At 32.7% G+C, this 12,214-nt stretch carries 12 protein-coding genes; 9 read left to right on the forward strand and 3 right to left on the reverse strand.

The genetic code is table 11. The features are described from left to right. Nucleotides 1-19: 19 nt before the first annotated feature. Genes hemH through BLW23_RS19445 form a run of 3 tightly spaced genes read right to left on the reverse strand, consistent with a single transcriptional unit; the run spans nucleotide 20 to nucleotide 2,488 of the window. Entirely contained in the window at nucleotides 20-1,042 is a 1,023-nt protein-coding gene (gene hemH, locus BLW23_RS19435; protein ID WP_093673002.1) for a ferrochelatase, read from the reverse strand. 13 nt (nucleotides 1,043-1,055) lie between these two features. Next, on the reverse strand, nucleotides 1,056-1,565 hold the full coding sequence (locus tag BLW23_RS19440; protein WP_093673004.1) for a TrmH family RNA methyltransferase: 510 nt from the start codon (nucleotides 1,563-1,565) through the stop codon (nucleotides 1,056-1,058). A gap of 38 nt (nucleotides 1,566-1,603) precedes the next feature. Beyond that, complete coding sequence (locus tag BLW23_RS19445) at nucleotides 1,604-2,488, reverse strand: helix-turn-helix transcriptional regulator (protein WP_093673006.1); 885 nt, start codon at nucleotides 2,486-2,488, stop codon at nucleotides 1,604-1,606. A 212-nt stretch (nucleotides 2,489-2,700) separates the two neighbouring features. Here BLW23_RS19445 and hemA point away from each other — a divergent pair, with 212 nt between their 5' ends. From hemA to hemF, 9 genes are all read left to right on the forward strand, one after another. Continuing rightward, nucleotides 2,701-3,972 (forward strand): glutamyl-tRNA reductase, encoded by a 1,272-nt coding sequence (hemA, locus tag BLW23_RS19450; RefSeq protein ID WP_093673008.1) that lies wholly within the window; start codon nucleotides 2,701-2,703, stop codon nucleotides 3,970-3,972. After that, nucleotides 3,953-5,545 (forward strand): hydroxymethylbilane synthase, encoded by a 1,593-nt coding sequence (gene hemC / locus BLW23_RS19455; RefSeq protein ID WP_093673010.1) that lies wholly within the window; start codon nucleotides 3,953-3,955, stop codon nucleotides 5,543-5,545. The genes hemA and hemC overlap by 20 nt, the downstream gene beginning before the upstream one ends. A 99-nt stretch (nucleotides 5,546-5,644) precedes the next feature. Continuing rightward, a complete protein-coding gene (hemB, locus tag BLW23_RS19460) occupies nucleotides 5,645-6,622 on the forward strand; it encodes a porphobilinogen synthase (protein WP_093673012.1) in 978 nt (325 codons plus the stop codon). 106 nt (nucleotides 6,623-6,728) lie between these two features. Next, nucleotides 6,729-7,139: a hypothetical protein gene (locus BLW23_RS19465; protein ID WP_143032233.1), complete on the forward strand. Its 411-nt coding sequence runs from the start codon at nucleotides 6,729-6,731 to the stop codon at nucleotides 7,137-7,139. 35 nt (nucleotides 7,140-7,174) lie between these two features. Beyond that, on the forward strand, nucleotides 7,175-8,464 hold the full coding sequence (gene hemL / locus BLW23_RS19470; RefSeq protein WP_093673016.1) for a glutamate-1-semialdehyde 2,1-aminomutase: 1,290 nt from the start codon (nucleotides 7,175-7,177) through the stop codon (nucleotides 8,462-8,464). Between the two features lie 91 nt (nucleotides 8,465-8,555). Further along, nucleotides 8,556-9,581: a uroporphyrinogen decarboxylase gene (gene hemE, locus BLW23_RS19475; protein ID WP_093673018.1), complete on the forward strand. Its 1,026-nt coding sequence runs from the start codon at nucleotides 8,556-8,558 to the stop codon at nucleotides 9,579-9,581. Between the two features lie 31 nt (nucleotides 9,582-9,612). Further along, nucleotides 9,613-10,209: a TlpA family protein disulfide reductase gene (locus BLW23_RS19480; RefSeq protein ID WP_093673020.1), complete on the forward strand. Its 597-nt coding sequence runs from the start codon at nucleotides 9,613-9,615 to the stop codon at nucleotides 10,207-10,209. A gap of 83 nt (nucleotides 10,210-10,292) precedes the next feature. After that, on the forward strand, nucleotides 10,293-11,039 hold the full coding sequence (locus BLW23_RS19485; RefSeq protein ID WP_093673022.1) for an EI24 domain-containing protein: 747 nt from the start codon (nucleotides 10,293-10,295) through the stop codon (nucleotides 11,037-11,039). Between the two features lie 29 nt (nucleotides 11,040-11,068). Then, a complete protein-coding gene (gene hemF / locus BLW23_RS19490; RefSeq protein ID WP_093673024.1) occupies nucleotides 11,069-11,971 on the forward strand; it encodes an oxygen-dependent coproporphyrinogen oxidase in 903 nt (300 codons plus the stop codon). Nucleotides 11,972-12,214 lie beyond the last annotated feature (243 nt).

Raw genomic sequence — 12,214 nt, forward strand, 5'->3', positions numbered from 1 at the left:
GGAATTTTATGTTTAGTAATTATTTTTTAGAATCGAAATCATGAATCCAACCAGAAAGCACGTTAACCCATTCAGTGTTGTCATTGATACAAGGAACGGTATAAAAATTTTCTCCTCCGGCTTCTAAGAATTCTTCCTTGCCCTCCATTGCAATCTCTTCCAATGTTTCTAAGCAATCTGAAACAAATGCTGGGGTTACAATAGCTAAGTTTTTAACGCCGTCTTTTTCAGCTTTACTAACTATCGTTCTATCTGTATAGGGCTGAAGCCATGGGTCTACTCCCAATCGAGATTGGAATGAAGTACTTACTTTCGATTCATCCAAATTCAATTCTTTAATAACATTTTTAGTAGTTTGAAAGCATTGATGTCTGTAACAGAATTCGTGAGCTTTAGACGAATTATTACAGCAGCTACCATCTATTTTACAATGTGATTTTGTGATATCTGATTTTCTAATGTGGCGTTCAGGTACACCATGATAAGAAAATAATAAGTGATCATATTTCTTATCAGATAAATAGTCTTTAATGCTGTTTGAAAGTGCTTTAACGTATTCAGGCTTATTATAAAAAGCAGGAATATCCGTTATTTTCATGTCATTGAAATGCGCTTGTCTAAGCTCTTCTGCTAATACTGTTATGGTTTCAGTAGTAGCCATGGCAAATTGTGGATATAAAGGTATTAAAAGAACGTCTTTTACACCTTTGTCGTAAAGTTCTTGAAGTCCGCTTTTAAGTGATGGGTTTCCGTAACGCATCGCTAAAGCAACAGGTAACTCTGTTTTTTGTTGAACCTTATTTTGTAAGCGTTCGGATAGAACGATTAACGGAGATCCTTCTTTCCACCAAATTTTTTGATAAGCTTCGGCAGATTTTTTAGGACGAGTATTTAAAATAATACCCTTAACTATAAAAGTACGAAGCCATAAAGGAAGATCTATGACTCTTTCATCCATTAAAAATTCACCTAAGTATTTTTTTACATCTTTCGGATCAGTGCTTTTTGGTGATCCGAGGTTTACTAATAAAACACCTTTCATTAAAAGTATATTTTTATTTATTTTTTATTAATTGATTTGTTACTTCGTATAAAGTGATGGCTAGACTATGAATTACATTCATGGAAGAGTTTTTTCCATACATTGGAATGGAAACTGTAGCATCTGCATAACATAAGTCTTTTACCCCATGTCTTTCACTACCCAAAAGTAATACAATTTTTTGATGAGGGGTGAAATCATAATCGCTAATATTTATACTTTTATCGGTTATTTCAATACCTATAATAACATTGTTATCCTTTTTCAATTCAGATATTAATAAAGAGAAATCAGAATACATACTATGTTCTATCTGTTGCAAAGTATTTCTGGCCGTTTTTTTTACGATTCTGTTTTCTTTTGTAGGAGAACTTTCATGTAAGTATATTTTAGAGACACCGAAGCTTTCGGCAATTCTAAAACACATACCAATGTTTTCAGGAGTTCGTATGGCATCGCAAACAATTGTAATGGGAAATTCTATTTCTTTATTTGTTATATCGTAATGAGTGAGTTGCTTCATTGCTAATAGATCTAAACTAAATAGTTAAGCGTAAATATTTATTGGTTTAAGTTGATGATATATTGTTTAGGAGTTGTACCAAATTTTTTCTTGAAGGCAGCAATAAAATGACTTGATGTACTATATCCAACCTGCAATCCAACTTCGTTTACATTAAATCGATTGCTTTCAAGTAGCTTTCTAGCGTGCTCCATTTTATAATCAAATAAAAAGCTGTATACCGTATCTCCGTATATTTGTTTAAATCCTTCTTTTAGTTTTTTCAGATTTAGCCCTACTTCATTAGCCAATTCTTGAAGGGTAGGAGGTTCACTCATTTTTGATATAATAATATCTTTAGCTTTTCTAATTTTTAAAACTTCTTTATCATCAACCAAAAATGGACAGTACTCGTCGTTGGTGTTTTCACCACTATCAAAATGAAGACTTAACAATTCATACGTTTTTCCTTTTATATATAAATCCCTAATGGAACTATGACTATCTGCAGCAAAAATCTGTTGTAATACGAGTAAAACAGAACTTTTGATTTCTGTATTGTCATAGTACTTTCTATTCTTATTATTATCGCTCAAGAAAGGAATGTATCCCGCTTCTTTCGAAAATAAAGAATGAAACTTTTCAATTGAAATTAGTACTGAAATAACCCATGTTTTAGGGAGTATTTCCATATTAATTGGTAATTTTTGTTGCGGGTTGTATAAAAATATAGAATGTTTATCTAATACATTAAAGGTGTAGCTACCGTTATTAAAATGAAATTTACTATTACCCTTTACACAATAGTGAATTTGAATGAAAGAATTCTCTACATCTCTATTATAATAATCCACCTCTTCAGAGTTGTTTTGGAATTTAAGAACCGAAAACCCTTTTTCAAGTGGAACTTCTCTAAATGTACTTCTGGCGACATTTTTTGGCATGAGCAAATAGTTTGAGTAAATATTTTTTATTTAGAATAATTCTATATTAGTTGTTTTCAAATACTTGTATCTACTGCGAAAATACACATTTTTAGGGGTTTTAGCGATATTGTGAGTTTAAAAAACTTGAAACGACATTAAAAGTTCCTCTAGCGACATTTTTAAAGAAACAAAGTTTTTATTTTTGAATGATTTTTAGGAAGAAGACATTAATGCATACAGACAATAGACCTACTAAGTTTTACAATATAGGAATCAGTTACGTAAAAGCTGATGCCAATACAAGAGGAAAATTCTCTTTATCAAAAGATAACCAACAAGCTCTCTTAGAAGAGGCTAAGCAAAGAGGGATGAACGAACTTTTCGTTTTATCAACGTGCAACAGAACAGAAATAAGCGGTTTTGCTGAACACCCTTTTCAACTTATTAGCATGTTGTGTAATCATTCCAATGGTTCTGTTGAAGAATTTGCAAAGGTTTCATATGTTAATAAAGGTCAAGATGCGATACAACATTTATTCAGAACGGGAACTGGGTTAGATAGCCAAATTCTTGGAGATTATGAAATTGTAGGACAATTGCGTCAGGCGTTTAAACAGGCAAAGGAAGCTGGTACAACTAATGCGTATTTAGAGCGTTTGTTAAATTGTGTAATGCAGGCTAGTAAGCGTGTGAAGAATGAAACCAAACTTAGTTCGGGTACAACATCAGTATCGTATGCAGCTGTGCAATATTTAATAGAAAACGTATCGGATTATAACATTAAGAATATTCTAGTATTTGGGTTAGGGAAAATGGGAAAACACACCTGTAAAAACCTGGCGGAATACACGAATAACAAAACCTTAAGTCTTATCAATAGAACGGAGCAGAAAGTTGAAGAGTTCGTAACAGAGCATAGTTTGATAAGACATGCAAAATTTAATGAATTACATAGTGAGGTAGCAGCGGCTGATGTTTTAATTGTATCAACAGGAGCTAATAAGCCTACAATTACTAAAGATCATATACCAAAAAATAAAAAATTACTAATACTTGATTTGTCAATGCCTGCAAATGTTTCATCTGAGGTAAATGAACTTGAAGGTGTTACCGTAATTAACGTAGATGAACTATCTAAAATAACCGACGAAACTTTAGCCATAAGAGAACAGGAGGTTCCTGTTGCAGAGTCTATTATAAATACTCATAAAGAAGAGTTCAATGAGTGGTTAAATCACAGGAAATTTACACCTGCAATTAATGCTTTAAAGCAATCTTTGCAAGCCATTCAAAAAAATGAAATAGACTTTCACAAGAAAAAAATACAGAACTTTGATGAAGAACAAGCAGAAGTTATCACATCGAGGTTAATTCAGAAGATAACAACGCAATTTGTAAAACATTTAAAAAACGAAAACACTTCAATTAATCAAAGTATTGAAGTAATGTCTAAAGTTTTTGGAAATAATTTAGAATCAGTAGATGCAACAAAAAATCATTAGAATAGGTACTCGTGAAAGCGAGTTGGCATTGTGGCAAGCTAACAATGTACGAAAGCAACTCGAAGAACAAGGATATCAAACACAAATAGTACCAATTAAATCTACTGGAGACATTGTATTAGATAAACCTTTATACGAATTAGGAATTACAGGGATATTTACTAAAAATCTAGATATTGCTATGTTGAATGGCGATATAGATATTGCTGTTCATTCCATGAAAGATGTACCAACGGTTTTACCCAAAGGAATTATTCAAGCCGCGGTATTAAAAAGAGCTAATTACAACGATATTTTAGTATTAAAAGATACTGAAGAATTTATGGGGCAACAACAAGGAGTTATTGCAACAGGAAGTCTTCGAAGAAAAGCGCAATGGTTAAATAGGTATCCAACACATGAAGTTGTCGACTTAAGAGGGAATGTTAATACTCGTCTAGATAAACTCGATAATAATGAATGGAATGGAGCTGTTTTTGCGGCTGCTGGATTAGAAAGAATAGGGAAAAGGCCGAAAGGTGCAATTTCTTTATCATGGATGATTCCAGCCCCAGCTCAAGGAGCGATTATGGTAACTGCTTTGGAAGAAGATGAATTTTCAATAGAGGCATGTGCTATTATAAACGATAGAGATACTGCAACTTGTACAGGGATAGAAAGAGAGTTTCTAAACCGACTTGAAGGTGGTTGTACTGCTCCAATTGGAGCTTTGGCAATGATCAACGAGGTTGAAAAAGAGATTACATTCAAAGGAGTATTATTGAGCAGAGATGGAAGTAAGAAACTTGAAGTAGTTAAAAAAGTTAAGCTAGGAGCTCATAAATACGTAGCGAAGGATTGTGCTGCTAAAATTATTGAAAGAGGAGGGAAGTTTATTATGATGGAAGATGAAGGAATAGAAAAAGAGTTTTCTGTTTATTCAACAAAAAAACTTTCTGAAGCTCAAAAAAAATTATTACCTACTACTGTGAGTGTTGAGGATAGCGATTTTATTAAAATCAGATACAATCGTATTGCTCCAAAGGAAGTTAAGAAAGAGTTGGAAAATGTTGTTATTACGAGTAAAAATGGAGTGGAAGCTTTATTGTATAATTTCACCAAAGAAGAATTAAATTTTAAGAACATTTATTGCGTTGGTAGACGTACTAAAAAGTTAATAGAGCAGAAGATTGGAAAAGTTAAGCACTCAGAGAATAATGCTCAAAAATTAGCAAAATACTTAGCTGAAAATATAGAGAAAAAAGAAGTAACATATTTTTGTAGTAATTTAAGGTTAGATACCTTAAATGTTTTATTAAAAGCAAAAGATGTTATCGTCAACGAGGTTGAAGCTTATAAAACAATGTACAGCCCTGTTAAACTAGATGATAAAATTGAAGGTGTTTTGTTCTACAGTCCTTCAACTGTTGAAAGCTATATGAGGGAAAATGAAGCAAATAAAATAGCTTTTTGTATCGGAGAAACAACAGCTAAAGAAGCTTCAAAAAGTTTTAAGAATGTGCAAGTAGCAAAAATCCCTACCGTTGAAAGTGTAATAGAAATGGTGAACTTACATTTTGCAAAAGAAGACTAATTATTGAAAAGAGATATGATTTTATATCTCCTTTTTTATAGAACGAGTATATAAAACTCAATTTACAAAATCCTACAAAGTAGTTTATAACTAAATTCAATGTTTAAAACAAAAAGGCCAAGAAGGAACCGTAAATCTGCCGCAATAAGAGCAATGGTAGAGGAAAACATTTTATCTGTAAATGACTTTATTTTCCCTTTATTTCTTATAGAAGGAACTAATGAAAAGCAAGAAATAGAATCTATGCCAGGAATCTATCGCTACTCATTGGATTTGCTGTTGGAAGAAATCAAAGAATGTGTTGAACTAGGAATTAAAGGTTTCTGTGTGTTTCCTTCGTTAGGTGATGACAAAAAGGACAAATACGCAACAGAAGGTCATAATAAAGCAGGACTTTATAGTAAAGCGTTGAGAGAAATAAAATTGAAATTTCCTGAAGTTGCTTTAATGACTGACATTGCTATGGATCCTTATTCAAGTGATGGACATGATGGTATTGTTGAGAATGGAGAAATACTCAATGATGAAACTCTTGAGGTTTTAGGTAAAATGGCTTTAGCGCAAGCAGAGGCTGGTGCTGATATTTTAGGTCCATCTGATATGATGGATGGTCGCGTTGGATACATCAGAAACGTATTGGATAAAGCAGGATATACACATGTATCTATTATGTCTTATACTGCAAAATATGCGAGTGCTTTCTATGGACCATTTAGAGATGCTTTAGATTCTGCTCCAAAATTTGGAGATAAAAAAACCTATCAAATGAGTCCCGCAAATTCAAGAGAAGCATTAATTGAAGCTGAATTAGATATTGAAGAGGGAGCCGATATGATCATGGTGAAACCTGCTCTGGCATATTTAGATATAATAAAATCATTGAAAGATAATTTTGATGTGCCTGTTACGGCTTACAATGTAAGTGGCGAGTATGCGATGCTCAAAGCAGCGGCAGAGAAAGGATGGCTTGATGGAGAAAAAGTAATGATGGAAACTTTATTGTCAATAAAAAGAGCAGGAGCCGATATTATTCTTACATATTTTGCTAAAGAAGTAGCTCAGTTATTAAAGAAGTAAATGAGTTCAATAACTAAATTAACATGTTTAAAACATATAATGTTCTAGGTATTGATTAATTTTAGGCAATTAAGATGTAAACATGAACGTAAAAATAAATAAACAAATGAAAAAGTTTTTATTGATTATAGCATTATTCTCGTTAACCAACTTATTTTCTCAAGACCTTAAAAAGGAAGCTATAGAAGGTGTTTGGAAGGTAGAAGAAGTAAAAAGATCTTCTAAGAAATCTAATTCTAAGGAATTAATAGATGGTTTTAAAGGAGCTTATTTTTATTTTAAAAAGAGTAATAATTTTGGTATAAAAACAACACATATGTCTGAAACTTTTTCGGATGCTATTAAAGTGTTAAGAGGTGCTCAATGGAAGGTGAAAGGAAATGAAGTTCATATTGGAACGGAGAAGAATGAGTTTAAAGCTATGATAATAAAAGTAGAATCAACAAAAAATGAATTTTACTTTGATTTAGGAGAAGGGAAACAATCAGCTCTAGTATTAAAGGTAGAGAAACAATAAACGAATAAAAACAACTAAAAATAGTATAAAGTTTGATGGAGTTTAAAAAATCGCAAGAACTTTACAATAAAGGCTTAAAAAACATGGTTGGCGCAGTAAACTCTCCAGTTAGGGCGTTTGCATCAGTTGGAGGAAATCCTTTATTTATTAAAAAAGCCAAAGGGAGTAAAATTACCGATGTTGACGGTAATTCTTATATCGATTTAGTTTTGTCGTATGGACCAATGATACTGGGTCATCGACATAAGAAAGTTCAAAAAGCAATTACTAAAGCACTAAAAAGTGGTTATTCTTTCGGTGCGTCTACAAAAAACGAAATTAAACTGGCTAAAATTGTTTGCGATGCATTTCCAGGAATGGATAAAGTTCGTTTCGTAAACTCAGGTACAGAAGCTGTTTTGAGTGGAATCCGTTTAGCGAGAGCGTTTACAGGAAAAGATAAAATTATAAAGTTTTCTGGTTGCTATCATGGACATCAAGATGCTTTGCTGGTTGCAGCGGGTTCAGGATTAGCTACATTAAGTCTACCAGGCAGTAAAGGAGTACCTGAAGGAGCTGTGAAAAATACGTTAATAGCAAATTATAATGACTTAGATAGTGTTAAAGCGCATTTCGAAGAACATGATGATATTGCAGGGATTATTTTAGAGCCAGTAGCTGGAAATATGGGAGTAGTAACTCCTCAAAATGGGTTTTTAAAAGAACTAAAGGAATATGTAAACTCTAAAGGAGCATTGCTTATAGTTGATGAAGTAATGACTGGTTTTAGATCTAAGTTTGGAGGAGCACAGGAATTATTCGAAGTGGAAGCAGATATTACTTGTTTAGGAAAAGTAATAGGAGGAGGTTTTCCTGTAGGTGCTTACGGAGCGAGAAACGAAATTATGGAAATGGTTGCCCCATTAGGAGGTATGTACCAAGCGGGAACACTAAGTGGTAACCCTATTGCGATGGCCGCGGGTATTTCAACACTTTCCGAGTTAAAGAAGCAAAATCCTTATGAAAAGTTTAACGAGGTTGCGCAAATAATAGAAGTATTTTTGCTAGAGTCTGCAAAAAAGTATGGAGTGGAAATAACAGTGAACAGATTTGGTTCGATGATAAATCCTTTTTTTACGAATGTGCATGTAACTAATTTTGAACAGGCTCAAACGAGTGACACGAAAAAGTTTGCTGTATTCTTCTGGGAAATGATAAGAAATGGTGTGTTTTTACCTCCATCACAATTTGAAGCGTGGTTCTTATCATCTGCAATTTCAGAGAAGGATATGAAGAAAATAATGAAAGCGATTGATAAATCAATTGAAGCAGTAGCGAATATGTAATTAAAAAAAGCCTCATAGAGTAGAAGTAAATATTTGGTATTTATAAATTTAGAATTTACTTTATTATCTTCGTAGAGGCGAAAATTTAAAAATGATTAAAAACGATTTATTTTTAAGAGCCTTAAAGGGTGAAACGGTGGATAGGCCACCAGTTTGGATGATGCGTCAAGCAGGTAGATATTTACCTGAGTTTATGGAGTTAAAAAAGAAGTACGACTTTTTTACAAGATGTAAAACTCCTGAATTGGCTTCTGAAATAACAGTTCAACCAATTCGCAGATATGGTATGGATGCGGCTATTCTATTTTCGGATATTTTGGTAATTCCTCAGGCAATGAATGTTGAAGTTGAAATGAAACCTGACTTCGGCCCCTATTTACCAAATCCTATAAGAGACAGAAAAAGTTTAGATCAAGTTATAATTCCTGATGTTTATGAAGAATTAGGATATGTAATGGATGCAATTAAGGCAACCAAAGAAAAATTAAACGATGAGGTTCCATTAATTGGGTTCGCAGGTTCACCTTGGACAATTTTGTGCTATATGGTACAAGGCCAAGGGTCTAAGAATTTTGATAAAGCAAAAGAATTTTGTTTTTCGCAACCAATTTTGGCACACGAATTGCTTACTAAAATAACATTGACCACAATTGCATATTTAAAAGCAAAGGTAAAAGCAGGTGTAAACGCTGTGCAAATTTTTGACTCTTGGGGAGGAATGTTGTCTCCAACAGATTATCAAGAATTCTCTTGGCGTTATATAAACCAAATAATTGAAGCGTTAAAAGATGAAGTTCCAGTTATTGCTTTTGGAAAAGGATGCTGGTTTGCACTTGATGTTATGGCTAAGTCGAATGCATCAGCTTTAGGAGTGGACTGGACTTGTTCTCCTAGAAACGCACGTTATTTAACTGGAGGAAACATAACCTTACAAGGTAATTTTGATCCCTCAAGATTGTTATCTCCGCCCGCTGACATTAAAAAAATGGTACACCAAATGATAAATGAGTTTGGTAAAGACAAATATATTGTTAACTTGGGGCATGGAATTTTACCCAATATTCCTTTAGAAAACGCTCAAGCGTTTATCGAAGCGGTAAAGGAATACAAGGTATAATATAGTAATCCCCTTAATTACCCTATAGTATATGAAGAAAGTAGTATTCTTATTAATTATTTTGTTTTCAATTGGACTTTCAGCACAAGAGAAGGTATATTACAATTTTGCCGTAAACAATTGTGAGGAAGAAACAGCGGAAGGTTTAATTAATAATTGCCTTAAAGGTTCTTATCTTTTAAATTATGATTTCGTAACAATTGATGGAAAAAAAATAAGCACAGACCAAGTTAAAACACCAATTGTGTTAATAGCTGCATCTACAAGATGTGCTCCTTGTTGGGGCGATATTCCAGCACTTAACAAAATGGTAGAGAAGTATGATGGAAAAGTTGAATTTGTAATGTTTTTCTGGGATGACCTAAACGGAATCCAAAGAATGCAAAAGAAACTTGATCCAAGAATTAAATTAGTTCCTCCAACTAAGAAGTTTGATAATAAAGCATACACGGAGTCATACGGTTTCGTTCACAAGCTAGATTATCCAACTACTTATTTAATAGGAAAAGATAAAAAGTTTATTAGTATTAGAAGAGGTGCAGCGTACCCGTCTAAAGAAATGAACTGGGATAAAGTCAACGAAATTAACGAAAAGGAACTCGAAGAATTTATTAAGCCAGTTTTGTAAAATTTATTTAACAATAAAAAAAGTACAAACCTCTTTCTGTTTTAAGAAAGAGGTTTGTACTTTTATAGTATAAATTGTAATTTATGATTGCTAGTATGCTGAAAGGAATACGAGCTTATGCTCAGGCCTTACCGTTAATATCAAAATTGAAATTGTGGAAATATTTTGTAATACCAATACTCATAAGTGTTGTAACGGCAATTGTAGTTGCCTCACTCGCATATTCACTTTCAGATAATGTAGGGCACTATTTGGCAGATTTTTGGAAATGGGAATTTGGTAAAGAAACCTTTGAAGTAATTAGTACCTTCCTTAGTGGCTTAATAATACTAATTCTTGGTTTATTACTTTATAAACATATCGTACTAGCACTTTCAGCACCATTTATGAGTCCCGTTTCTGAAAAAATAGAAAAACACTTTCATGGTAAAAGTCATGATCACCGTACAACTTCATTTAGAGAACAATTAGTAAGAGGAATAAAAATAAGTGTACGAAACATATCGAGAGAGTTAGCATTAACTATTCCTATTTTGCTTTTAAGTTTTGTTCCGGTAATTGGAGTATTTTCTACTATTCTTCTATTTTTAATGCAGGCTTATTATGCAGGGTTTGGAAATATGGATTATACCTTGGAACGACATTACAAATACAAAGATAGTATCAATTTCGTCTGGAAAAATAAAGGAATTGCAATGGGTAATGGTATTGTTTTCGTTTTGTTTTTATTGGTACCTGTAATAGGTGTTATTCTTGTTTTACCACTTTCAGTTACGGCAGCCACTACGGAAACTATAAAAAGAATTCATACTAAAGAATTAATAGAATAGTTATTTTTGTATATCAATTAGAAACACAAATGAAAGACCAGTTTTACGCTTATATTCAAGAATTACAAGATACTATAACAAGTACGTTAGAAGAAGTTGATGGAAGGGCTAAATTCAAAGAGGACCTTTGGAAGCGTTCGGAAGGAGGTGGAGGGAGAACCAGAGTTATAGAAAATGGTAATATTTTCGAAAAAGGAGGGGTAAATATATCGGCAGTTCATGGAAAATTACCAGATGCTTTAAGAAAACAGTTCAAAGTAGAAGAAGGTGATTTTTTTGCTTGTGGATTAAGTTTAGTAATTCACCCTAAAAACCCATTTGTTCCAACTGTACACGCAAATTGGCGCTATTTTGAAATGTATGATGAAAAGGGAGAAATAGTAACGCAATGGTTTGGTGGAGGCCAAGATTTGACCCCTTATTACTTATATGAAAAAGATGTTACACATTTTCATGGTGTATGCAAGGAAGCTTGTGATAAACATCATGATAGTTTTTATCCGAAGTTTAAAGAAACTTGCGATAACTATTTTTGGAATGCTCATAGAAATGAAGCTAGAGGTGTGGGAGGATTGTTTTTTGACTATTTAAAAGAAACAGAAGAGTTTTCATTGAAAAATCGCTTCGACTTTATAACTGAAGTTGGTAACAGCTTTTTGAATTCATATGTACCTATTGTAGAAAGAAGAAAAGATATTGAATACACACAGAATCATAAAGATTGGCAAGAGGTTAGAAGAGGTAGATATGTAGAATTTAATTTAGTTCATGATAGAGGTACTTTGTTTGGATTAAAAACGAACGGAAGAATAGAGAGTATTCTAATGAGTTTACCACCAATTGTACAATGGAAGTATGATCATCATCCAGAACAAGGATCTGAGGAAGAAAAACTATTAGAGGTATTAAAAAGCCCGAAAAAATGGGTATAACAAGAAGAGCTACAAAGACTTATTTGTAGCTTTTTTTGTGAGTTTAAGGTGCTTATCAACCTATTTCTATGTGATATACGATTTAGATTGTAGATGGTATTTTTAATTCCTATTTAGTATTAAATACTAATAAAGAATATTCAATAAAGAGGTTTTTAAGAATACTTATTTTTCGTTAAAACTTTAAAATAATATGTTTTTTTACGAATAATGTAAAAAAATGATGATTGTTTACGAAATCTT

Origin of the sequence: Tenacibaculum sp. MAR_2009_124, from assembly GCF_900105455.1 — a bacterium.
In the GTDB taxonomy this organism is placed as follows: Bacteria; Bacteroidota; Bacteroidia; order Flavobacteriales; family Flavobacteriaceae; genus Polaribacter.